General features: G+C 64.5%; 21 protein-coding genes and 1 pseudogene. 16 read left to right on the top strand and 6 right to left on the bottom strand.

Annotated elements, in window-relative coordinates; translation table 11 throughout:
* The first annotated feature begins 5 nt into the window (after window positions 1–5).
* From HNE04_RS25615 to HNE04_RS25635, 5 genes are all read left to right on the top strand, one after another.
* Entirely contained in the window at window positions 6–992 is a 987-nt protein-coding gene (locus HNE04_RS25615) for a Bug family tripartite tricarboxylate transporter substrate binding protein (protein WP_172226034.1), read from the top strand.
* 32 nt (window positions 993–1,024) lie between these two features.
* Window positions 1,025–2,014, top strand: a complete 990-nt coding sequence (locus tag HNE04_RS25620) for a Bug family tripartite tricarboxylate transporter substrate binding protein (protein WP_172226037.1) — start codon at window positions 1,025–1,027, stop codon at window positions 2,012–2,014.
* Between the two features lie 10 nt (window positions 2,015–2,024).
* Window positions 2,025–2,477, top strand: coding sequence for a MarR family winged helix-turn-helix transcriptional regulator (locus HNE04_RS25625; protein ID WP_172226040.1), 453 nt, complete (start codon window positions 2,025–2,027; stop codon window positions 2,475–2,477).
* 101 nt (window positions 2,478–2,578) lie between these two features.
* The gene (locus tag HNE04_RS25630) at window positions 2,579–2,887 is read left to right on the top strand and encodes a winged helix-turn-helix transcriptional regulator (protein ID WP_172226043.1); all 309 of its coding nucleotides are present in this window, start codon (window positions 2,579–2,581) and stop codon (window positions 2,885–2,887) included.
* A gap of 36 nt (window positions 2,888–2,923) precedes the next feature.
* Window positions 2,924–3,274, top strand: a complete 351-nt coding sequence (locus HNE04_RS25635; RefSeq protein ID WP_172226045.1) for an FKBP-type peptidyl-prolyl cis-trans isomerase — start codon at window positions 2,924–2,926, stop codon at window positions 3,272–3,274.
* 89 nt (window positions 3,275–3,363) lie between these two features.
* Here HNE04_RS25635 and HNE04_RS25640 read toward each other — a convergent pair whose 3' ends face one another.
* Window positions 3,364–3,744, bottom strand: a complete 381-nt coding sequence (locus HNE04_RS25640) for a RidA family protein (RefSeq protein WP_172226047.1) — start codon at window positions 3,742–3,744, stop codon at window positions 3,364–3,366.
* Window positions 3,745–3,852: 108 nt separating this feature from the next.
* Here HNE04_RS25640 and HNE04_RS25645 point away from each other — a divergent pair, with 108 nt between their 5' ends.
* From HNE04_RS25645 to HNE04_RS25670, 6 genes are all read left to right on the top strand, one after another.
* Window positions 3,853–4,176 carry a winged helix-turn-helix transcriptional regulator gene (locus tag HNE04_RS25645; RefSeq protein ID WP_207717724.1) on the top strand — a complete coding sequence of 108 codons (324 nt, stop codon included), beginning with the start codon at window positions 3,853–3,855 and terminating at the stop codon, window positions 4,174–4,176.
* Between the two features lie 76 nt (window positions 4,177–4,252).
* A complete protein-coding gene (gene grpE, locus HNE04_RS25650; protein WP_172226051.1) occupies window positions 4,253–4,828 on the top strand; it encodes a nucleotide exchange factor GrpE in 576 nt (191 codons plus the stop codon).
* A gap of 82 nt (window positions 4,829–4,910) precedes the next feature.
* Window positions 4,911–6,860 carry a molecular chaperone DnaK gene (dnaK, locus tag HNE04_RS25655; protein ID WP_172226054.1) on the top strand — a complete coding sequence of 650 codons (1,950 nt, stop codon included), beginning with the start codon at window positions 4,911–4,913 and terminating at the stop codon, window positions 6,858–6,860.
* 100 nt (window positions 6,861–6,960) lie between these two features.
* Entirely contained in the window at window positions 6,961–8,112 is a 1,152-nt protein-coding gene (gene dnaJ, locus HNE04_RS25660; RefSeq protein WP_172226057.1) for a molecular chaperone DnaJ, read from the top strand.
* 82 nt (window positions 8,113–8,194) lie between these two features.
* Window positions 8,195–8,764: a phosphoethanolamine transferase domain-containing protein gene (locus tag HNE04_RS25665; protein WP_172226059.1), complete on the top strand. Its 570-nt coding sequence runs from the start codon at window positions 8,195–8,197 to the stop codon at window positions 8,762–8,764.
* 5 nt (window positions 8,765–8,769) lie between these two features.
* A complete protein-coding gene (locus tag HNE04_RS25670) occupies window positions 8,770–9,252 on the top strand; it encodes a MarR family winged helix-turn-helix transcriptional regulator (protein WP_172226061.1) in 483 nt (160 codons plus the stop codon).
* Between the two features lie 6 nt (window positions 9,253–9,258).
* Here HNE04_RS25670 and HNE04_RS25675 read toward each other — a convergent pair whose 3' ends face one another.
* Complete coding sequence (locus HNE04_RS25675) at window positions 9,259–10,347, bottom strand: PA0069 family radical SAM protein (RefSeq protein ID WP_172226063.1); 1,089 nt, start codon at window positions 10,345–10,347, stop codon at window positions 9,259–9,261.
* A gap of 210 nt (window positions 10,348–10,557) precedes the next feature.
* Between HNE04_RS25675 and HNE04_RS25680 the strand changes: the two genes are divergently transcribed.
* From HNE04_RS25680 to HNE04_RS25700, 5 genes are read left to right on the top strand one after another with little or no spacing between them, the layout of a single operon-like run.
* Window positions 10,558–11,769, top strand: coding sequence for an adenylate/guanylate cyclase domain-containing protein (locus HNE04_RS25680; RefSeq protein ID WP_328700415.1), 1,212 nt, complete (start codon window positions 10,558–10,560; stop codon window positions 11,767–11,769).
* A complete protein-coding gene (locus HNE04_RS25685) occupies window positions 11,769–14,561 on the top strand; it encodes a PAS domain S-box protein (protein WP_172226067.1) in 2,793 nt (930 codons plus the stop codon). Before HNE04_RS25680 ends, HNE04_RS25685 begins: the two co-directional genes overlap by 1 nt.
* A 57-nt stretch (window positions 14,562–14,618) precedes the next feature.
* Complete coding sequence (locus tag HNE04_RS25690) at window positions 14,619–15,197, top strand: GbsR/MarR family transcriptional regulator (RefSeq protein ID WP_172226069.1); 579 nt, start codon at window positions 14,619–14,621, stop codon at window positions 15,195–15,197.
* A gap of 3 nt (window positions 15,198–15,200) precedes the next feature.
* Window positions 15,201–16,565: a cytochrome ubiquinol oxidase subunit I gene (locus HNE04_RS25695; RefSeq protein WP_172226071.1), complete on the top strand. Its 1,365-nt coding sequence runs from the start codon at window positions 15,201–15,203 to the stop codon at window positions 16,563–16,565.
* Entirely contained in the window at window positions 16,562–17,563 is a 1,002-nt protein-coding gene (locus HNE04_RS25700; protein WP_172226073.1) for a cytochrome d ubiquinol oxidase subunit II, read from the top strand. Before HNE04_RS25695 ends, HNE04_RS25700 begins: the two co-directional genes overlap by 4 nt.
* Here HNE04_RS25700 and HNE04_RS25705 read toward each other — a convergent pair.
* The 4 genes and pseudogenes from HNE04_RS25705 to HNE04_RS25720 all read right to left on the bottom strand — a co-directional run.
* The gene (locus tag HNE04_RS25705; protein ID WP_172226075.1) at window positions 17,560–18,546 is read right to left on the bottom strand and encodes an NAD(P)H-dependent flavin oxidoreductase; all 987 of its coding nucleotides are present in this window, start codon (window positions 18,544–18,546) and stop codon (window positions 17,560–17,562) included. The genes HNE04_RS25700 and HNE04_RS25705 overlap by 4 nt on opposite strands.
* A gap of 22 nt (window positions 18,547–18,568) precedes the next feature.
* Window positions 18,569–20,359: an acyl-CoA dehydrogenase gene (locus HNE04_RS25710; protein WP_172226077.1), complete on the bottom strand. Its 1,791-nt coding sequence runs from the start codon at window positions 20,357–20,359 to the stop codon at window positions 18,569–18,571.
* 96 nt (window positions 20,360–20,455) lie between these two features.
* A complete protein-coding gene (locus tag HNE04_RS25715; protein WP_172226079.1) occupies window positions 20,456–21,388 on the bottom strand; it encodes an electron transfer flavoprotein subunit alpha/FixB family protein in 933 nt (310 codons plus the stop codon).
* Window position 21,389: 1 nt separating this feature from the next.
* A pseudogene (locus tag HNE04_RS25720) lies at window positions 21,390–21,984 on the bottom strand (electron transfer flavoprotein subunit beta/FixA family protein); the annotation flags it as partial.

Below are 21,984 nucleotides of genomic sequence, written 5' to 3' on the forward strand. Positions count from 1 at the left end.
ACACTATGACGACACGCCGTGAATTCGTGCAGCGATCCGCCGCCCTTGCCGCCCTCGGCGCGGCCGGCGTGCCGCTGGGGGCCCAGGCCCAGAACCTCGAGCTGGCCAAGATCCTCTGCGGCTTCCCGCCCGGCGGTACCAGCGACGCGATCTCGCGCCGCATCGCCGACAAGCTGCGCGGCGGCTACGCCACCAACGTGGTCGTCGAAAACAAGCCGGGTGCCGGCGGGCAGATCGCGGTCACCACGCTGAGGGACAGTCCCGCCGACGGCAGCACCATGCTGCTGACGCCTTCGTCGATGTTGTCGATCTACCCGTTCACGTATCCCAAGCTCCCGTACAAGCCATTGGAAGACCTGCAGCCGGTGTCGCTGGCCTGCACCTTCAACCACGGCTTTGGCGTGGGGCCCGCCGTGCCGGAATCCGTGAAGGACTTCAAGGGCTTCCTGGCCTGGGCGAAAGCCAACCCCGAGAAGGCGAACTACGGCTCGCCCGCGGCTGGGTCCATGCCGCACATGGTCGCCGCCCTGGCGTCGATACTCTCCGGCGTGCCACTCAAGCACATCCCCTATCGCGGCTCCGCACCAGGCATCCAGGACTTGCTCGGAGGACAGATCGCCGCGATGTGCTCGCCCATCGGCGACTACCTGCCCTACATCAAGACGGGCAAGCTGCGCGTCTTGGCGATCTCGGGCGTCAACCGCAGCCAGTTCGTTGCCGATGTACCCACGTTCCGCCAGCAGGGCCTGCCGATCACCGTGCGCGAGTGGTATGGCCTGTTCCTGCCGGGCAAGGCCAGCGCGCAGACCGCGCGCCGCGCAGCCGCCTACGTGCAGACCGCGCTGTCGCAGCCGGATGTCGTGACCAGCATGGCCCAGTTCGGCATGGAGGTGCAGTCCTCCTCGCCGCAAGTCCTCGGGGACCTGCTGAAGGCCGACGCCGACGAATGGCGCAGGTTGATCAAGCAGATCGGCTTTACAGCAGAATCTTGACCGTCACGTTCGAAAACAAGCAGGAGACTTTCATGACCACCCGCCGTCACTTCGTGCAATCCGCTGCATCGCTCGCCGCATTCGGCGCCTTTCCCCTCGCCGCATTTGCGCAGGCCTTCGAGGCGGTGAAAATCATCAACGGCTTCCCGGCCGGCGGCACCGCCGACAGCACCAGCCGCCGCGTCGCCGAAAAAATCGGTGGTACCGCTTACGCCAGGAACGCGGGCGTGGTGGAGAACAAGCCCGGCGCCGGCGGCCGCATCGCCTGCGAAGTGGTCAAGGGCGCGCCGCCGGATGGCGCGACGCTGCTGCTCACGCCCTACTCCTGCATGTCGATCTACCCGCACATCTACAGCAAGCTCAGCTACGACCCGTTCAAGGACTTCGTTCCGGTGTCCATGGGCGCGGTGATGACGCATGCATTGACGGTGGGCCCGCTGGTACCGGCCAGCGTGAAGACCGTCAAGGACTACCTGGCCTGGGCCAAGGCCAACCCCAAGGATGCGAGCTATGGCTCGCCGGCCGCCGGCTCGACGCCGCATTTCCTGGCCGCGCTGCTGGGCATCAACAACGGCGTGGAACTCAAGCACGTGCCGTATCGCGGATCGCTGCCGGCCGTGGCCGACCTGATCGGCGGGACGCTTGCTTCGACTTCGACGCCCACCGGCGATGCCTTGGCCAATCACAGGGCCGGCAAGATCCGCATCATCGCGACTTCCGGCGCCCAGCGCACACCCTTCACCCCCGAAGTGGCCACGTACGCCGAGCAGGGGTTCGCGGAGCTGACCACGGAGGAATGGTTCGGCTTCTACGCACCCGCACGCACGCCGGCCAACGTCGTGGCCAACGCCAACGCGGCGATCAACGCCGCGCTCAAGGACAAGGGCGTCATCGATTCGCTGGCCGTCATGGGCCTGGTGGCCCAGGGTTCGACGCCGGCCGAAATGGAAAAGAGCCAGAAGGACGAGCACACCCGCTGGGGCCCGCTCGTCAAGAAGGTCGGGTTCACGGCAGAATCGTGATCTCCAACGCATGACGATCAAATCCGCCCCCGCCGTCGATCAGGTCGATACCAGCTACCTGGAAGGCCTGATCGGCTACAACGCGCGGCGGGCGGCGTTGTCCGTCATCGAGGTGTTCCTCGAACGCATGGCAATCTACGACCTGCGGCCGGTGGACTTTTCGGTGCTGTCCCTCATCACGCACAACCCGGGCATCACCTCCCGCCAGTTGTGCAGCACCCTGGGCATCCTGCCGCCGAACCTGGTGGGGATGATCAACGCGCTCGAAAAACGCGAACTGATCCAGCGCCAGCCCCATCCGCGGGATGGCCGGGCGACGGGCCTGCACCTGACCGCGAAAGGCCAAAAGCTCATGCGCGATGCCGAGCGCACCGCGGCCGAACTGGAAGCGGAAGTCGCCGCACGGCTGTCCGCCAGCGAAGCCAGGACGCTGATCAGGCTGCTGAAAAAAATCTACCTATAGGGATTCCCTTAGTCGAACTTGCTATTGTTTGTATAGCAGGAAGTGCGTACACTCCGTTCCCCGCCGTCCAAAAATAACACCGGCCCCGAGGAGTACAGCGCATGAGTTCGAAGGAGAATGCTGCCATCAGCCAGCTGCTGGGGCTGCTGGAGTCGCGCTATGCCATACGCGTGCTGTGGGCACTGCGGGATGGCCACGCGCAGACTTTTCGCCTGCTGCAAGACAGCGTGGGCGGCATCACGCCGAACACGCTCAATACTCGCATCAAGGAATTGCGCGAAGCCGGCCTGGTCAACCACGGCAGCGACGGCTACATCGTCACCCCCACCGGCTCCGACCTGCTCAAACGCATGAACGATCTGCCGGCTTTCGCTTCCAAATGGGTGGCAAGCCAGGCCAAGAAGAAGTAGTCTCACCCCTCATTTTTTAAAAGCAAAGGACATCCCATGATCACCACCCCTTCCGGCCTGCAGTACGAAGACACCACCGTGGGCGGCGGCGCCGAAGCCAAGTCCGGCCAGCACGTGCACGTGCACTACACCGGCTGGCTCTACACCAATGGTGTGCAGGGAGCGAAGTTCGACTCCAGCGTCGACCGCAACGACCCGTTCGCCTTTTCACTGGGCGCGGGCATGGTGATCAAGGGCTGGGACGAAGGCGTTGCCGGCATGAAGATCGGCGGCAAGCGCACGCTGATCATTCCTCCGCAACTGGGCTACGGCGCGCGCGGCGCCGGTGGCGTGATCCCGCCGAACGCCACGCTCAAGTTCGACGTCGAACTGCTCGACGCGCACTGATACCGCCGCCGGCCGCCGCGCCGGGCGGCCCCAAGCAAGGCCAGCCCCCTCGGGGGGCAGCGCAGTACACGGAGTGACAAGCGCGGGGGCTAACTTTTGCGGGCGGTCACTTCGATTTCGATGCGCATTCGCGGATCGGCCAGGCCGGCGGAAATCATCATGGCCGCCGGCCGCACCTCGCCGAAGTACTTGCGCAACACCGGCCAGCACGACTCGAATTCGTCGGCCTTCGGCACCACATAGGTGACACGCACCACGTCTCGCAGACTGGAACCCGCCTGCTCGAGGGCGTGCGATATGTTCTTCATGCACTGCTCGGCCTGGGCCACCACGTCCGGGGCGATGGTCATGCTGGTGTAATCGAAGCCGGTGGTACCGGAGACAAAAACCCAGTCGCCGTCGACCACGGCGCGCGAATAGCCGATGTCCTGCTCGAACGTGGAACCCGAACTGATAAGCCGTCTTGCCATGGGGATGTCTCCTTGGTTTAGCAAGCGAACTTTAGCGCCCACCTCCTTGCTACATATTCCGTAGCGAAAGTCGCAAGTATCACGAGGCGAATGGCTAGAATCGCCGCCATGAGATCGCCTGGTCACCCTCCCCGCCGGCCGGTGCTGGCGCTACTGGACCTGCTCGGGCGACGGGGCACCCTGCGGCTGCTCTGGGAGCTGCGGGATGGCCATCCGCAGAGTTTCCGGCTGCTGCGTTCCAGCGCGGACGACATCTCGCCGTCGGTCATGAACGGCCGCCTCAAGGAGCTGCGGGAGGCGGGCCTGGTAGAGCTTGCGGACGCCGGTTATCGCCTCACGCCAACCGGCCACGAGCTCATCAAGTACCTCAAACCTCTTAATCGCTGGGCCGATGGCTGGGCGGCGGGACTGCCCCCTTCTTTTTTGGGCTGAACCGTTGCCCTTGCCTTGAAAAGGGCTTCAGGGCCCCAAGCTGCTGCGCAGTCCTCATTCCCAGCTAAGAAAAGAGATGTCAGACACGACCCGGACCGAACCCACCCTCGAGCCCTTTCCCGAGGGCCCCAGCCCCGAGGAAAAAGAAGCGGCGCAGGCCGCCAACGATGCCGATGCGCTGAACCAGGCCCAGGCCGAATTGGCCGCGCTGCAGGCCAAGAACGCCGAACTCGGCGAGCAACTCCTGCGGGCCCAGGCCGAGATGCAGAACACCCGCCGCCGCGCCGAGGACGAGATTTCCAAGGCGCGCAAGTTCGCCGTGGAAGGCTTCGCCGAGAGCATGCTCGCGGTGGTCGACAGCCTGGAGGCGGGCTTGGCCCACAAGGACGCCACGGCCGAACAGATCCGCGAAGGCACGCAGGTCACCCTGCGCCAGCTCAAGAGCGCCCTGGAGCGCAACAAGGTGATAGAGATCAACCCCGCCGCAGGCGACAAGTTCGATCCGCACCAGCACCAGGCCATCTCGGTGGTGCCCTTACCCCCCGAATCCACACAGGATGCCAACACCGTCGTGAACGTCCTGCAGAAGGGCTACCTGATCACCGATCGCGTGCTGCGACCGGCCCTGGTGACCGTGGCGGCGCCCAAATAGAGCTTGAAACCACACAGCTTATCCACAAGTAACACACATCGAATCTGAATTGGCCCGCGGGCCGCAAGCAAGGAGAAGCAACATGGGAAGAATCATCGGCATCGACCTCGGCACCACGAACTCGTGCGTGTCCGTGATGGAGGGCAATACGCCCAAGGTCATCGAGAACAGTGAAGGCGCGCGCACCACGCCTTCGATCGTCGCGTACCAGGAAGACGGCGAAATCCTGGTCGGCGCCTCGGCCAAGCGCCAGGCGGTCACCAACGCCAAGAACACCCTTTATGCGGTCAAGCGCCTGATCGGCCGCAAGTTCGAGGAAAAGGAAGTCCAGAAGGACATCCACCTCATGCCCTACAAGATCGTCAAGGCCGACAACGGCGACGCCTGGGTCGAAGTGCGCGGCAAGAAGCTGGCGCCCCCGCAGATCTCCGCCGAAGTGCTGCGCAAGATGAAGAAGACCGCCGAGGATTACCTGGGCGAGCCCGTGACCGAAGCCGTCATCACGGTGCCGGCCTACTTCAACGACAGCCAGCGCCAAGCCACCAAGGACGCCGGCCGCATTGCCGGCCTGGACGTCAAGCGCATCATCAACGAGCCCACCGCGGCGGCCCTGGCCTTCGGCCTGGACAAGCAGGAAAAGGGCGACCGCAAGATCGCCGTGTATGACCTGGGCGGCGGTACCTTCGACATCTCCATCATCGAGATCGCCGACGTCGACGGCGAGAAGCAGTTCGAAGTGCTCTCCACCAACGGCGACACTTTCCTGGGCGGCGAAGACTTCGACCAGCGCATCATCGACCACATCATTGCCGAGTTCAAGAAAGAGCAAGGCGTCGACCTGTCCAAGGACGTGCTGGCCCTGCAGCGCCTGAAGGAAGCCGCCGAAAAGGCCAAGATCGAGCTGTCCAGCAATTCGCAGACCGACATCAACCTGCCCTACATCACGGCCGACGCCAATGGCCCGCGCCACCTGAACATCAAGCTGACCCGCGCCAAGCTCGAGTCGCTGGTGGATGAGCTGATCGCACGCACCATCGAGCCCTGCCGCACGGCCATCAAGGACGCCGGCGTGTCCATCAACGACATCCACGACGTGATCCTGGTGGGCGGCCAGACCCGCATGCCCAAGGTGCAGGAGAAGGTCAAGGAGCTGTTCGGCAAGGAACCGCGCAAGGACGTGAACCCGGACGAAGCCGTCGCCGTGGGCGCCGCGATCCAGGGCCAGGTGCTGGGCGGCGAGCGCAAGGACGTGCTGCTGCTGGACGTGACGCCGCTGTCGCTGGGTATCGAAACCCTGGGTGGCGTGATGACCAAGATGATCACCAAGAACACCACGATCCCGACGAAGTTCGCGCAGACCTTCTCGACGGCCGACGACAACCAGCCGGCCGTGACCATCAAAGTCTTCCAGGGCGAGCGTGACATCGCAGCGGGCAACAAGCTGCTGGGCGAGTTCAACCTGGAAGGCATTCCGCCGGCGCCGCGCGGCCTGCCCCAGATCGAGGTGAGCTTCGACATCGACGCCAACGGCATCCTGCACGTGGGCGCCAAGGACAAGGCCACGGGCAAGGAAAACAAGATCACCATCAAGGCCAACTCGGGCATCTCCGAGGAAGAGATCCAGAAGATGGTGAAGGACGCCGAACTCAACGCCGCCGAGGACAAGAAGAAGCTCGAGATCGTGCAGGCCAAGAACCAGGGCGAAGCGCTGGTCCATAGCGTGCGCAAGAGCCTCACCGAATACGGCGAAAAGCTGGAAGCCGGCGAGAAGGAAAAGATCGAGGCCGTCCTGAAGGACGTCGAGGAAGCGCTCAAGGGCGACGACAAGGCGGCCATCGAGGAAAAGACCAACACCTTGATGACGGCCAGCCAGAAGCTGGGCGAGAAGATGTACGCCGACATGCAGGCGCAGCAGACGGCCCAGGCCGCGGCCGGTGGCGGCGCGGGTGGCGAGGGCGGCGAAGCCCCATCGTCCAAGCCGGCCGACGACAATGTGGTGGACGCCGAGGTCAAGGAAGTGAAAAAGGGCTGATCGCCGTCATGGCGGACCCATGGCCGCATTTACTCGCCGCGTTCGACCGATACCTTGCGGTATCGTCGAGCGCGGCGTTTCGCCTAAACCGTAGATAACGATGGCCACCAAAAGAGACTATTACGAAATCCTGGGCGTTCCCAAGAACGCCACGGATGAAGAGATCAAGAAGGCGTATCGCAAGCTCGCGATGAAGCACCACCCTGACCGCAACCAGGGCGAGGACAAGGGCGCGGAAGCCAAGTTCAAGGAGGCCAAGGAAGCGTACGAGATGCTGTCGAACGCCGACAAGCGCGCGGCGTACGACCAGTTCGGCCATGCGGGCGTGGACCCCAACATGCGCGGCGCCGGCGGGCCGGGCGCGGAAGGCTTCGGCGGCTTCGCCGAGGCCTTCGGCGACATCTTCGGCGACATCTTCGGGCAGCAGCGCGGCGGTGCGGCCGGTGCGCGCGGGGGCCGCCAGGTCTACCGCGGCAGCGACCTCTCCTACGCCATGGAGATCACGCTGGAAGAGGCCGCGCTCGGCAAGGAGGCGCAGATCCGCATTCCTTCCTGGGAAGGCTGCGACACCTGCCACGGCACCGGCGCCAAGCCGGGCACTCAGGCCAAGACGTGCAGCACCTGCCATGGCCAGGGCGTGGTGCAGATGCGCCAGGGTTTCTTCAGCGTGCAGCAGACCTGCCCGCATTGCCGCGGCGCGGGCAAGATCATCCCCGAGCCCTGCACCACCTGCCACGGCCAGGGCCGCGTCAAGAAGCAGAAGACACTGGAAGTGAAGATCCCCGCCGGCATCGACGACGGCATGCGCATCCGCAGTTCCGGCAACGGCGAGCCGGGCACCAATGGCGGGCCGCCGGGCGACCTGTACATCGAGATCCGGCTGAAGAAGCACGACATCTTCGAGCGCGAAGGCGATGACCTGCATTGCGTCGTGCCGATCAGTTTCACGCGGGCGGCGCTGGGCGGCGAAATCGAAGTGCCTACCCTGCAGGGCAAGGCGGCGATCGACATTCCCGAGGGCACCCAGGCGGGCAAGCAGTTCCGCCTGCGCGGCAAGGGCATCAAGGGTGTGCGCTCCAGCTATCCCGGCGACCTGTATTGCCATATCGCCGTGGAAACGCCGGTGAAGCTCACCGAGTACCAGCGCAAGCTTCTCAATGAACTGGACGAGTCGCTCAAGAAAGGCGGCGCCAAGCACTCCCCCACCGAGGAGAGCTGGGCCGACAAGCTGAAGGGCTTTTTTAGTACATAGTCGCGGCCTGTTCGTGGGTGATTCGTAGTTTCTAGGTCACATACCTATGCGCCCGGGGCGCGGATAGAGGCAGAATGCGGCCATGTCGCTCAAGCTCTTCCGTTCCACCGGTTATGAGTCCATCCTCTCGCCCGGCGAAACCCGGGCGTCGATGCACCCGGGCTGGATCATCACAGCCGTCAGCGCCTGGGCCGGATTCGCCTGCAACGTGGCACTTTGGCGTGAACTATGGACGGGCGACCCGGCGGGCCTGGCATGGGCCTTCGCACTGGGCGCCTTCGTCGCGGCCGTCTGCGCGGCGATCCTGAGCTTGCTGGGTTGGCGCAAGACGCTCAAGCCGGCCGCCACTTTGATCCTGTTTGTCGCCGCGCTCTTCGCTTGCGCAATCTGGGCACAAGCCCTCCCCGTGGATGCGAGCCTGATGCAAAAACGGCTCTCCACGATCCTCCTGCCGCCGTGGGCCAGCCTGCTGCGCTGGCAGGTATCGGCATCGCTCGCGGTGCTCGCCCTGGCACCCACGGTCTTGCTGTGGAACACGCAGGTGCGACGCCTGCCGGGCCCCCAGCAACTGAGTATCAACATGATGGGAATCCTGCTGGCTTCCATCATGGTCGCCGCCAGCGGCTTCTTGCTGTTCCGAGGCTCCTTCTAGGCGCTATGGCCGAACGCAGCAGTCCCGCGTTCCGTGCCTTGCTCGCCCACCAGATCAACAGCACCTCCGAGGCATTGCGCCGCGGCGCCGCATTGCGAATGCGCCGCGAACACGACGTCAGCCTGATGGAGTGGCGCACGCTGGCACTGATCGGGCATCTGCAGCCGGTAGGCCTGCGCGACCTGGCGGCCGATTTCGGCGCGGACAAGGCCCAGATCAGCCGGATCGTCAAGGCCCTGGTGACCCGGGGCCTGGTCGCGAGGCGGCTGCGCGAAGGTGACGCCCGCTCGGCGCAACTCGAACTGACCGAATCGGGCCGCAGCAAGACCGTGGCCCTGGAGCGCGCGGCCCAGGAGCGCGACCAAGCGTTTCGCGCCTGCCTCGAGCCGGCCGAGGTGGAGCAGCTGGCCGGCATGCTGGCGCGCATCCGGGCGCGGGCTCAGGAACTGCTGGAAGAAGAGGAGCGGCTGCAGCCTGGCCAAGGCTAGCCGCTGCTAAAACAGGCTGCCCTGCCCCACCGCCCCGGGCCTGCGGAACGCGGTGGCGTCCAGGTGGACCCTCTCGCGGTTGAAGCCGAGCCTGCTGCTGGCCTTCTGGAACCTCTGGGCTATCAGCTCGGCCCAGGGCCCTGCCCCCTTCATGCGTGTGGCGAAATCGCTGTCGTAGTCCTTCCCGCCACGCATGTCGTGGATGCGCGCCATGATTCTTTGCGCGCGTTGGGGATAGTGCACTTCGAGCCACTCCTTGAACAGCGGGCTCACTTCCCATGGCAATCGCAGCACGTGATAGAAGGCGCTTCTCGCCCCCGCCTCCCACGCGGCCTCCAGCACCTGCTCCATATCGTCGGTGAGGAAAGGGATCTGCGGGGCCAGGCTGACTCCGCAGGGCACGCCATGCTCGGCCAGCGTGCGCAGGATGCGCAGCCGCCGGTGCGGCGCCGCGGCGCGCGGCTCGAGCTTGCGGGTGAGTTCCGCGTCCAGGGTGGTGATCGTGACGTTCACGCTCGCCAGGCCCATCGCCGCCATCGGCGCGATCAGGTCCAGGTCGCGTTCGACACCGCTGGACTTGGTCACCAGCGAGAACGCGTGGCGCGTCTCGTGCATCAGCTCTATCACCGAGCGCGTCAGGCGAAGTTCGCGCTCCACCGGCTGGTAGCAGTCGGTGGACGTGCCGATGGCGATGAGCCGAGGCTCGTAGTTCTTCCTGGCCATCTCCGCGCGCAGCACTGTCGCGATATTGCGCTTGGCAACGATCTTGGTTTCGAAGTCGAGACCGGGCGACAGGTTGATGTAGCTGTGGTTGGGCCGCGCATAGCAATAGATGCAGCCATGCTCGCAGCCGCGGTAGGGGTTGATCGAGCGGTCGAAGTACACGTCGGGCGACTCGTTGCTGCTGATGATGCTGCGCGCGTCCTCCCACATCACTTCGGTGCGAAGCGGCTCACGCGGCTGCGCCAGGCCTTCGCCCAACGTGTCCCAGCCGTCGTGGAACACCTGGCGGCTGTCCCGCTCGAAACGATGCGCAAGCCAGGTGGCCGCGCCGCGTCCCTTGACGGCTTCCAATGGAACCCTGACTTCATCCATGGCGCGCCTCGATACTGTTCATATTTACAGTATGCACCGGACAACCCCACCATGCAAGGCCTGCGGGCGTACATGCGAGCACTTAACACTTTCAGCGAACAGCAAATTGCCTAGCGGCCGCGAGGTTTTTTCGTAGCGACACAAAAGCAACGAATGGTTTCATACACCTATCGCCACAACCGTTGGGGCGCAGCAGTCAAAGGGGATCGCGTGAAAGAAACAAACAAGCCCGCCAGCCGCAAGGCCAAGATCCTGGTCGTGGACGACACGCCCGACAACCTGTTCCTGATGGGCGCCCTGCTCGAGGACAAGCACGAGGTCACGACTGCCCCCGACGGCGCGACGGCCCTGCAGATGGCGCAGTCAGACGCACCGCCCGAACTGATCCTTCTGGACATCATGATGCCGGAGATGGATGGCTACGAAGTGATGCGCCGCTTGCGCCAGAACGTGGCTACCGCCAGCATCCCCGTGATCTTCCTCACCGCGCTGACCAGCATAGAAGAAGAGCAGTTCGGCCTGGACCTCGGCGCCGTCGACTACATCACCAAGCCGATCAGCCCCCCTGTGGTGCTGGCCCGCGTGAACACCCACCTGGAGCGCAGCGCCAACGCGCGCCGGCTGCAAGCCTTGTCCGAGAAGCTCAGCCGCTACCTGGCGCCGCAGGTGTACAAGTCGCTGTTCGACGGCTCGCGCGACGCCGAGATCCGCACGCAGCGCAAGAAGCTCACGGTGTTCTTCTCCGACATCAAGGACTTCACCGCCTCGACCGCCAAATGGCAGCCCGAGGACATCACCTTCCTGCTCAACAGCTACTTCTCGGAGATGTCGAAGATCGCAATGGAGTATGGCGGCACACTGGACAAGTTCATCGGCGACGCCATGGTGATCTTCTTTGGCGACCCGGAAACCCGTGGCGTCAAGGAGGACGCGCTGCAGTGCGTGAAGATGGCCATGGCGATGCAGCGCCGCATGTCCGAGCTGCAGATCCTGTGGCGCGAAATGGGCTCGGACAAGACTTTCCAGGTCCGCATGGGCATCAACACGGGTTACTGCGACGTGGGCAACTTCGGCAGCGACCTGCGGATGGACTACACCATCATCGGCTCCGAAGTGAACATGGCCGCCCGACTGGAGCACGCGGCCGACCCCGGCGGCATCCTGATTTCCAAGGAAACCTATGGCCTGGTGCGTGACGAAATCGTCGCCACCGAGCAGCAGCCGATCATGGTCAAGGGCTTTTCCGAGCCGGTCTCGGCCTACGCCGTGGAGGAAGAAGCCGAGGTGCAGGGGACCACGCGCAAGGTGTTCCAGTGGGAGCGCCTGGGCATGCGGGTGCTGATCGACCTGGACCGCCTGCCTTCGACGGAGCGCGCCGCGGCGGCGGTGGAACTGCGCGAAATGGCCGACCGCCTGCACTAATGAAGCGCGAAACGCTGGCGGACATCGCTTCCCTCGAAGCGCAGCTGCACGAGGCCAGGCAGGCGCTGGAAGCGCGCACCCGCGAACTCGGCGAAGCGCGCTCCACGCTTTCGCTGCTGTATGCCACGCTGGACTCCACCACCGACGGCGTGCTTGCGGTCCGCTACGAGCCCAAATCGATGCACTACAACATCGGGTTCGTCAAAATGTGGGGCTTGCCGGAAGACGCGCTCAGCAGCCTCTCCGAGGAGGAACTGATCGCGATGCAGGCGGTACAGGTCCTGAACCCCGATCACTTCATCCGCCAGATCCGGTCGCGGGCCCCCGATGGGGAAGACTTTGGCGTCATCGAGCTCAAGGACGGGCGCATCTTCGAGCGTTCCGTGACACCCCAGCACGCGAGCGGCCGCTGCATAGGCAAGGTCATCAACTACCGTGACGTGACCCAGCGGGTGCACTTCGAGCACAAGATGATGTTCAACCACGTGGTGGTGGAGAGCTCCGGCCCGATGATGTGGGTCGACTACACGAGGAAGCTGGTCACCTATGCCAACCGTGCGGCGTGCGACTTGCTGGGATACCGCATCGAGGAATTCGTCGGCACCAGCATCGAAGTCCTCGATGTGAACTACTCGCCCGAGGCCATCGCGCCGCTCGATGAGGAATTGCGCCGCACCGGCAAGCCCATCAACTTCCGGACGGTCTACAAACGCAAGGACGGGCACCGGCGCAACGTCGATGCCACGGCATCGCTGACCCAGGATGGCGACCGCGACATCTACATCATCAGTTTCAAGGACATCACGCAGCAGAAAGCGGCAGCCCTTGAGACCAGGCGCCATCAGGCGCTGATGGACGCACTGATCAACTCGATTCCGGACACCATCGCGTATCGCGATCCGCAAGGCGTGTTCCTCGGCTGCAACGAGGCGTTCTCCGCCATGACGGGAAAGTCCGCCGCCGAAGTCACCGGCCATACCGCGCGCCAGCTGTTTCCGCAGGAACGGGCCGAGGTCGTCTGCGCCCGGGACGAAGAGATGCTGGCCACGTTGCAGAAGTCGTCGGCTGAAGAACTGGCCACCTACCCGGACGGCAAGCAAATCTATCTCGAGACCGTGCGCAACCCGCTGCGCGACCAGGACGGCAATCTGCTGGGCATCCTGGCGATCGGCCGCGACGTGACCGAGCGCAGGAAGGCCGAAGAAGCAGTCCGGCAGGCCAAGGAACTGGCCGAAGAGGCGACGCAGATGAAAACCGATTTCCTGGCCAACATGAGCCATGAGATCCGCACGCCGATGAACGCCATCATCGGCCTGTCGCACCTGGCCCTGAAGACCGAACTCACGCCCCGGCAACGCGACTACATCAGCAAGGTGCAGGCCTCCGGCCAGCATCTGCTGGGCATCATCAATGACATCCTGGATTTTTCAAAGGTAGAAGCCGGCAAGCTGGCTATCGAACGGACCGATTTCGAGCTGGAGAAGCTGCTGGACAACGTGGCCAACCTCATCACCGAGAAGAGCGGCGCCAAAGGCCTCGAGCTGGTGTTCGACATCAGCCCCGAAGTGCCGCAGCGGCTGCTGGGCGATTCGCTGCGCATCGGCCAGATCCTGATCAACTACGCGAACAACGCAGTCAAGTACACCGAAAAGGGCGAGATCGTCATTGCGGCGCGGGTACAGGAGCGCGACGAGCATGGCGTACTGCTGCATTTCGCGGTCACCGATACCGGCATCGGCCTCACCGATGAACAGAAGGGCCGGCTGTTCCAGAGTTTCCAGCAAGCCGATACTTCCACCACCCGCAGGTACGGAGGCACGGGCCTGGGCCTGGCCATCTCGAAACAGCTCGCGGAACTCATGGGCGGCGGCGTGGGCGTGCAAAGCCGGGTCGGGCATGGCAGCACCTTCTGGTTCACGGTGCGCGTCGGCGTCAGCCAATGCCGTGCCGCGGGCGAGCCCAGGCGCGCTGCGGTAACCGAGCTGGCGGCGATCAAGGGCGCGCGGATCCTGGTGGTGGAGGACAACGAAATCAACCAGCGGGTGGCAAGCGAGATCCTGCAAGACGCAGGCTTCGTCGTAGATGTTGCGGAAAACGGCCAGGTGGGCGTCGAAATGGCCCGGCGCGGCGGCTACGACCTGGTGCTGATGGACATGCAGATGCCGGTGATGGATGGCGTGACGGCGACGCTCGAAATTCGCAAGCACCAAGCCCTGGCCGGCCTGCCCATCGTGGCGATGACTGCCAATGCCATGCAGCGCGATCGCGAGCGCTGCCTGAAGGCCGGCATGAAGGATTTCGTCACCAAGCCGATCGACCCGGACGGCCTCTTCCAGGTCCTCTTGAAATGGATCCAGCCGCGCGGCGCCAAAGAGCCGGTCAACGCGCCGAAAGCAAGGCCAGCCGCTGCCGCCGCCGGCCCTGACGCCCTGGCCCGCGTGCCCGGCCTGGACGTTGTCACCGGCATGCGCCGCATGATGGGCAAGACGCCGCTGTACCTGTCCATGCTGCGGCGCTATGTCGCGGGCCAGCGCACCTGCCCCGCCGAACTGCGCGACGCGCTGGACAGTGGAGACTGGCCCAGGGCCGAACGGCTTGCCCATACGGCAAGGGGAGTGTCGGGCAGCATCGGCGCCGTCCAGATTCCCGAACATGCGGAGGCCCTGGAGCAGGCGATCCGGGACAAACGCCCGCGCGGCGAAGTCGAGCAGCATCTGCACGACTTTGAAGTCTGCCTGGTTGCATTGATCGCGGGCATCGAAGAATCCTTGCCGCAAGCGCAGACCCCGTGACATTGTCGAGTTTTCAGTAATTACTGAAAACTGAGGAAGCTGTTGCATAATGCCGGTATGGCGTTGCAGCAGCACCTCCCGCCCCTGTCCAGCCAGTTCGTCGCGCACTTCGGCGAGATGGGCAGCCGCTGGGGCATCAACCGCACGGTCGGACAGATCTACGCGCTGATCTTCATCTCGCAGCGCGCGCTCAACGCCGACGAAATCGCCGAATCGCTCGAGTTCTCGCGCTCCAACGTGAGCATGGGCCTGAAGGAATTGCAGTCGTGGCGGCTGGTGCGCCTGCGGCACCTGCCCGGCGACCGGCGCGAGTACTTCGAAGCGCCCGCCGACGTATGGGAAATCTTCCGTGTGCTGGCCGAGGAGCGGCGCCGGCGCGAGATCGAACCCACGCTGTCCATGCTGCGCATGGCCTTGCTCGAAGAACCCACCAGCGAGGCCGAGCGCCATGCGCAGGCACGCATGCGGCAGATGCACGAGTTGATCGACCGGTTGATGACCTGGTTCGACGACGTGCAGAAACTCGCCCCCGAAACCGCCATGCAACTCATGGGCATGGGCGCCACGGTGACCAAGGTCCTGGAGCTGAAGGACCGCATGACGGGCAAGTCGCCCGCCTCCAACAAGAAGGCCTGACCTATGGACACACTCCTGCTTTCGCGCATCCAGTTCGCGGCCAACATCAGCTTCCACATCCTCTTCCCGACGATCAACATCGCGCTGTGCTGGTTCCTGCTGTACTTCCGCCTGCGCCACAGCGCGGTGAAAGGCACGCCGGCCGCGCAGGGATGGGAAGAGGCGTACTACCTGTGGACCAAGATCTTCGCCCTCACCTTCGCGCTGGGTGTGGTGTCGGGCATCACCATGAGTTTCCAGTTCGGCACCAACTGGCCCGGCTACATGGAAAAAGCGGGCAACATCGCGGGCCCGCTGCTGGGATATGAGGTGCTTACCGCATTCTTCCTGGAAGCCACCTTCCTGGGCATCATGCTGTTCGGCCGCGACAGGGTGTCGGACCGGGTGCACCTGGTGGCCACGATGATGGTCGCCGCGGGTACCACCTTGTCGGCCTTCTGGATCCTCAGCTTGAATTCGTGGATGCAGACGCCCACCGGCTACGAGATGATCGAGGGCAAGGTCCACGCCACCGATTGGCTGGAAGTGATCTTCAATCCCTCGTTCCCCTACCGCCTCGCACACAAGCTGCTGGCTTCCACCCTGACGGCCTCGTTCCTGATCGCGGGTCTGTCCGCTTGGCAGCTGCTGCGCAACACCGCCAACCAGGGCACGCGCCGCGCGTTGCGCGCAGCGGTCATCGCCGCTGCCGTCGCCATCCCGTTGCAGATCGTCGCGGGCGACCTGCACGGGCTGAACACGCTGGAGCACCAGCCGGCCAAGATCGCAGCGATCGAGGGCATCTGGCATACCGAAAAGAGCGCGCCGCTGACTCTGTTCGGCTGGCCCAACGAAAGGGAGCGGCGCACTGACTATGCGATCCAGGTCCCCAAGCTCGCCAGCCTGATCCTGGCCCATGACATCAACGCCGAACTCAAGGGCTTGAATGAATTTCCCAATGCCCACCCGCCGGTGGCGGCCGTGTTCTGGAGTTTCCGCGTGATGGTGGGCATGGGCGTAGTGATGCTGCTGGTGTCGTGGTGGTGCGCCTGGGCGCTGTGGCGCGACAAGTCCTTCTCGCGATTGCAGTTGTGGGTGCTGACGGCGATGACTTTCTCGGGCTGGGTGTCCACGCTGGCGGGCTGGTACGTCACCGAGATCGGCCGCCAGCCCTTCCTGGTCTATGGCGTGCTGCGCACGGCGGACCTGGTAGCCCCGCATCCACCTGTCATGGTGCTCTCGACCCTGATCGCCTACCTGGTCGTGTATGTCCTGCTGCTGGCGTCGTATGTGCTGGTGCTGATGTACATGGCGCAGCATCCTACCAAGCCAACACCCGAAACGCCCCAAAGCCCGAAAGCCGCAACCCCGATCGGAGGCCCCGCATGAACTTCACCTGGGCAGAAATGCTTCCACTGTTCTTCATGGCGGTGATGGGGCTGGCGTTGCTGGCATACGTAGTGCTGGACGGCTACGACCTGGGCGTCGGCATCCTGCTGCCGTTCGCCACCGACGACGAGAAGGACGTGATGGTCTCCAGCATCGGCCCGTTCTGGGACGCCAACGAAACCTGGCTGGTGCTGGGCATAGGCGTGCTGCTGATCGCGTTTCCCTCGGCCCATGGCATCGTGCTGTCGGCCCTGTACCTGCCGGTGGCGGTGATGCTGATCGGGCTGGTCCTGCGCGGCGTCTCCTTCGACTTCCGCGTCAAGGCACGGGCTACGCACAAGAACATGTGGAACGCCCTGTTCGCCATCGGCTCCTTGATGGCGGCCACGGCGCAAGGCTGGATGCTGGGGAGCTACCTGACCGGCTTCGACTACGGCATCTGGTCGCTGCTATTCAGCCTGGGCATAGCGCTGACGCTGCCGACGGCCTACGCCATGCTCGGGGCGGGCTGGCTGATCATGAAGACCGGCGACGAGTTGCAGTTCAAGGCGGTCGGCTGGGCCCGCAAGGTGCTGTGGCCCATGGGTGCGGCGCTGGTCGGCATTTCGGCGGCAACACCCGCGGTCAGCCAGACGGTGTTCGACAGGTGGTTCAACATGCCGCAATTCATAGGCCTGTTGCCCATTCCGGTGGCGTGCGCCGCCGCGTTCTACGCGGCCTTCCACGTGATCGGCAAACCCAGGGTAGTAGCGGCGGGCTATGGCTGGGTGGTGTTCGCCAGCACGGTGCTGATCTTCGTGCTGGCCTTCCTGGGCCTGGCGTACAGCCTCTATCCCTATATCGTGATCGACCGGCTGACGGTCTGGCAAGCCGCAAGCGCGACCAAATCACTGATCTTCATCTTCGTGGGCGTGGCCATCACGCTGCCAGCCATCATCGTGTACACGATCTTCATGTACCGCGTGTTCTGGGGCCGGGCACGGGCCCTGAATTACTAGGCCGATTCCAGCGCTTCGCGTTGCGGCAGCAGGCGCTGCTGCGCGTCCCGGTACTCGCGCTTCAGGCGCGACACCAGTGCCGCCGTGCTGGTGACCTCGGTGATGGCACCGATGCCCTGGCCGCTGCCCCAGATTTCCTTCCAGGCCTTGGGCTTGGAGCCCTCGCCGCCACCGAAACTCATCTTGCTCGGGTCGCTCTCAGGCAAGTTGTCCGGGTCCAGGCCGGCGGCGCGGATGGAGCGCTTGAGGTAGTTGCCGTGGACACCGGTGAACAGGCTGCTGTAGACGATGTCGTCGCTGCTGCCTTCGACGATGGCGTGCTTGTAGTCGTCCGAAGCCCGCGCTTCGTGGGTGGCGATGAAGGCCGAGCCGATGTAGCCGAAGTCGGCCCCCATGGCCTGAGCCGCCAGCACGGCGCCGCCGGTGGAGATGGCGCCGGAAAGCGCCAGCGGTCCGTCGAACCACTGGCGGATTTCCTGAATCAACGCGAACGGGCTCTTGATGCCCGCATGGCCGCCGGCGCCCGCCGCCACGGCGATCAAGCCGTCCGCGCCCTTTTCGATGGCCTTCTTCGCAAAGGCGTTGTTGATGATGTCGTGCAGCACCACGCCGCCGTAGCTGTGGATCGCATCGTTCACGTCCGTGCGGGCGCCCAGCGAAGTGATGATCACCGGCACCTTGTGTTTCACCACCATCTCCATGTCGTGCTCGAGGCGGTCGTTGCTCTTGTGCACGATCTGGTTGATGGCGAACGGAGCAGCCGGTTTGCCCGGATGGGCCTTGTTGTAAGCCGCCAGGGTTTCCGTGATTTCATGCAGCCACTCGTCGAGCTGCGACGCGGGGCGCGCATTGAGCGCGGGCATCGAGCCGATGATGCCGGCCTTGCATTGCTCGATCACCAGCTTGGGGTTGCTGATGATGAACAACGGCGAACCGATCACGGGCAGCGCGAGATTTTGCAGGGCCTTTGGCAGCTTGGACATGGTGGTTCCGGTCAATGGGTAATCAGAATGCTTCGAGCGGCAGCGCCGTGACGCTTTCGGCGCCTTCGACGATGGCATCGCGGATGCCCGGGGCCTTGCCGAGGATGTGGTCGGCATAGAAGCGCGCGGTCGATATCTTGGCCTGCAAGAATTGGGTGTCCACGCCCTTGGCCAGGAGTTCTTCGGCAACGAGCAGCGAACGAGCCATTTGCCAGCCCGCCATCAGGTTGCCGGCCAGCATCAGGTAGGGAACCGAGCCCGCGAACACGGCGTTCGGCGAAGCCTTGCTGTTGCCCGCGATGAAATCCACCACTTCGATGAAGGCTTGGCGCGCTACCGAAAGCCGCTTGAGCACGGCCCGCGCGGCGGTGCTGTCGCGCTTGGCCAGTTCGATCTCGGTCTTGGAGATCTGCGTCGCGATGGCCTTGGCAGTCTGGCCGCCGTCGCGCGCGGTCTTGCGGCCGACGAGGTCGTTGGCCTGGATCGCCGTGGTGCCTTCGTAGATGGTGAGGATCTTGGCGTCGCGGTAGTACTGGGCCGCGCCGGTTTCCTCGATGAAGCCCATGCCGCCATGCACCTGCACGCCCAGCGACGTGACTTCCAGGCTCATCTCGGTGCTGTAGCCCTTGACCAGCGGCACCATGAATTCGTAGAAGGCCTGGTTCTGTTTGCGCACTTCCGCGTCGGGATGATGGTGCGCGGCGTCATAGGCCGCTGCCGCGACGGTGGCCATCGCCCGGCAACCCTCGGTGTATGCCCGCATCGTCATCAGCATGCGGCGCACGTCCGGGTGGTGGATGATGGCGGCGCTGGCGTTGATGGATCCATCCACGGGGCGCGATTGCACGCGATCCTTGGCGTAGGTCACTGCTTGCTGGTAGGAACGCTCGGCAATCGCAATGCCCTGCACGCCCACGGCATAGCGGGCTGCATTCATCATGATGAACATGTACTCCAGGCCGCGGTTCTCCTGGCCTACCAGGTAGCCGACGGCGCCGCCGTGATCGCCGAACTGCAGCACCGCCGTGGGCGAGGCCTTGATGCCCAGCTTGTGCTCGATGCTGACGCAGTGCGCGTCGTTGCGCGCACCGAGCGAGCCGTCCTTGTTGACCATGAACTTGGGCACGACGAACAGGCTGATTCCCTTGACGCCCTCGGGTGCGCCGGTGACACGCGCCAGCACCAGGTGCACGATGTTCTCGGCCATGTCGTGATCACCGTAGGTGATGAAGATCTTCGTGCCGAAGACCTTGTAGCTGCCGTCGGGCTGGGGCTCGGCCCGGGTGCGCACGAGCGCCAGGTCGGAGCCCGCCTGCGGCTCGGTCAGGTTCATGGTGCCGGTCCACTTGCCGGTGACCATGTTCTCCAGGTAGATCGCCTTGAGTTCGTCGGAGCCCGCCGTCAGCAGCGCCTCGATCGCACCGTCGGTCAGCAGCGGGCACAACGCAAAACTCATGTTCGCCGAATTGAGCATCTCGCCGCAAGCCGCGCCAATGGTCTTGGGCAAGCCCTGGCCGCCGCAATCCTGGGGATGCTGCAGGCCCTGCCATCCGCCCTCGGCGTACTGCTTGAACGCCTCCTTGAAGCCGGGTGTGGTGGTGACCTTGCCGTCCTTCCAGCTCGAAGGATTGCGGTCGCCCTCCACGTTCAGCGGGGCGACGACGCCCTCGTTGAACTTCGCGCATTCTTCCAGCACGGCCTGCGCCGTATCGAAGCCCGCCTCCTCGAAGCCGGGCATCTTCGCGATCTCGTCGATCCCGGCAAGGTGCCGGATGTCGAAGAGCATGTCTTTGAGGGGGGCGGTGTAGCTCATGAGTGTCTCCGAGTCGTTGTCATGCCGGGCTCGAGCCGGCATCCATGGGGTGGCGCGCAAAGATGGATCCCGGATCAAGTCCGGGATGACGCCTCTTTACAGCGCTGCGATCAGTTCCGGCACAGCCACGAACAAATCCGCTTCCAGTCCGTAGTCGGCCACCGAGAAGATCGGCGCTTCCGGGTCCTTGTTGATCGCCACGATCACCTTGGAGTCCTTCATGCCGGCCAGGTGCTGGATGGCACCGGAGATGCCTGCGGCGATGTACAGCTGCGGGGCGACGATCTTGCCGGTCTGGCCGACCTGCCAGTCGTTGGGCGCATAGCCCGCGTCCACCGCGGCGCGGCTGGCGCCCAGTGCCGCCCCGAGCTTGTCGGCCAGCGGCGTCATCACTTCGTTGAACTTCTCGGCCGAGCCCAGCGCCCGGCCGCCCGAGACGATGATCTTGGCGGCAGTCAGTTCCGGGCGGTCGGTCTTGGCGATCTCGTTGCCCTCGAACTTGCTCTTGCCGCTGTCGGCCACGCCGGTCACGGTTTCGATGGCCGCGCTGCCGCCGGTGGCTGCCGCCGGATCGAAGCCGGTGGTGCGCACGGTGATCACCTTCTTCTCGTCCAGGCTCTGCACGATGGCGATCGCGTTGCCGGCGTAGATCGGCCGCTCGAAGGTGTCGGGGCTGTCAACCTTGGTCACGTCGGAGATCTGCCCGACGTCCAGCTTGGCGGCCACGCGCGGGGAAATGTTCTTGCCACTGGCGGTAGCCGGGAACAGGATGTGGCTGTAGTTGGCTGCCAGGGCCAGCACCTGGGCGGCCATGTTCTCTGCCAGGCCATGGGCGAAGTGCTCGCCGTCGGCGTGGATGACCTTGACGACGCCGGCGATCTGGCTGGCGGCCTTGGCGGCCTCCCCGGCGTTGTGGCCGGCGATCAGCACGTGGACGTCGCCGCCGCACTTCGTGGCCGCCGTGACGGTGTTGAGGGTTGCGCCCTTGACGGTGGCGTTGTCGTGTTCGGCAATAACAAGTGCGGTCATGTCAGATCACCTTCGCTTCGTTCTTCAGTTTGGCCACCAGCGTCGCCACATCGGGCACCTTGATACCGGCCGAGCGCTTCGGCGGCTCCATCACTTTCAGGGTCTTCAGGTGGTTCTTGATTTCCACGCCCAGGTCGGCCGGCTTGAAGATCTCCAGCTGCTTTTTCTTGGCCTTCATGATGTTGGGCAAGGTCACGTAGCGCGGCTCGTTCAGGCGCAGGTCGGTGGTGATGATGGCCGGCAGGCTGATGGAGACGGTCTCCAGGCCGCCATCGACTTCGCGGGTGACACGGGCCTTGCCGTCGGCGATTTCCACCTTGGAGGCGAAGGTGGCTTGGGGCAGGTCGCACAGGGCGGCGAGCATCTGGCCGGTCTGGTTGCAGTTCTTCGGTGGTCTCGACCAGGATGGCGCGGTCGGCGCCGATGGCCATGGCCGTGCGCAGGGTCTCCTGGCACTGGGCCACGCCGCAGGAGACGGCGATGACTTCCGTGACCACGCCCTTCTCCTTCAAGCGCACGGCCTCTTCGACGGCGATCTCGTCGAAGGGGTTCATGCTCATCTTCACATTGGCGATGTCGACGCCCGTGTTGTCCGA

Origin of the sequence: Caenimonas soli, from assembly GCF_013155545.1 — a bacterium.
Taxonomy (GTDB): Bacteria; Pseudomonadota; Gammaproteobacteria; order Burkholderiales; family Burkholderiaceae_C; genus Ramlibacter; species Ramlibacter soli.

Bases quoted from the DNA above. Each gene is read 5' to 3' on its own strand.
- HNE04_RS25715 (WP_172226079.1), bottom strand. From the start codon at position 21,388: ATGACCGCACTTGTTATTGCCGAACACGACAACGCCACCGTCAAGGGC.
- HNE04_RS25625 (WP_172226040.1), top strand. From the start codon at position 2,025: ATGACGATCAAATCCGCCCCCGCCGTCGATCAGGTCGATACCAGCTAC.
- dnaJ (WP_172226057.1), top strand. From the start codon at position 6,961: ATGGCCACCAAAAGAGACTATTACGAAATCCTGGGCGTTCCCAAGAAC.
- HNE04_RS25670 (WP_172226061.1), top strand. From the start codon at position 8,770: ATGGCCGAACGCAGCAGTCCCGCGTTCCGTGCCTTGCTCGCCCACCAG.
- HNE04_RS25620 (WP_172226037.1), top strand. From the start codon at position 1,025: ATGACCACCCGCCGTCACTTCGTGCAATCCGCTGCATCGCTCGCCGCA.
- dnaK (WP_172226054.1), top strand. From the start codon at position 4,911: ATGGGAAGAATCATCGGCATCGACCTCGGCACCACGAACTCGTGCGTG.
- HNE04_RS25665 (WP_172226059.1), top strand. From the start codon at position 8,195: ATGTCGCTCAAGCTCTTCCGTTCCACCGGTTATGAGTCCATCCTCTCG.
- HNE04_RS25645 (WP_207717724.1), top strand. From the start codon at position 3,853: ATGAGATCGCCTGGTCACCCTCCCCGCCGGCCGGTGCTGGCGCTACTG.
- HNE04_RS25710 (WP_172226077.1), bottom strand. From the start codon at position 20,359: ATGAGCTACACCGCCCCCCTCAAAGACATGCTCTTCGACATCCGGCAC.
- grpE (WP_172226051.1), top strand. From the start codon at position 4,253: ATGTCAGACACGACCCGGACCGAACCCACCCTCGAGCCCTTTCCCGAG.
- HNE04_RS25675 (WP_172226063.1), bottom strand. From the start codon at position 10,347: ATGGATGAAGTCAGGGTTCCATTGGAAGCCGTCAAGGGACGCGGCGCG.
- HNE04_RS25635 (WP_172226045.1), top strand. From the start codon at position 2,924: ATGATCACCACCCCTTCCGGCCTGCAGTACGAAGACACCACCGTGGGC.
- HNE04_RS25640 (WP_172226047.1), bottom strand. From the start codon at position 3,744: ATGGCAAGACGGCTTATCAGTTCGGGTTCCACGTTCGAGCAGGACATC.
- HNE04_RS25700 (WP_172226073.1), top strand. From the start codon at position 16,562: ATGAACTTCACCTGGGCAGAAATGCTTCCACTGTTCTTCATGGCGGTG.
- HNE04_RS25615 (WP_172226034.1), top strand. From the start codon at position 6: ATGACGACACGCCGTGAATTCGTGCAGCGATCCGCCGCCCTTGCCGCC.
- HNE04_RS25705 (WP_172226075.1), bottom strand. From the start codon at position 18,546: ATGTCCAAGCTGCCAAAGGCCCTGCAAAATCTCGCGCTGCCCGTGATC.
- HNE04_RS25690 (WP_172226069.1), top strand. From the start codon at position 14,619: ATGGCGTTGCAGCAGCACCTCCCGCCCCTGTCCAGCCAGTTCGTCGCG.
- HNE04_RS25630 (WP_172226043.1), top strand. From the start codon at position 2,579: ATGAGTTCGAAGGAGAATGCTGCCATCAGCCAGCTGCTGGGGCTGCTG.
- HNE04_RS25695 (WP_172226071.1), top strand. From the start codon at position 15,201: ATGGACACACTCCTGCTTTCGCGCATCCAGTTCGCGGCCAACATCAGC.
- HNE04_RS25685 (WP_172226067.1), top strand. From the start codon at position 11,769: ATGAAGCGCGAAACGCTGGCGGACATCGCTTCCCTCGAAGCGCAGCTG.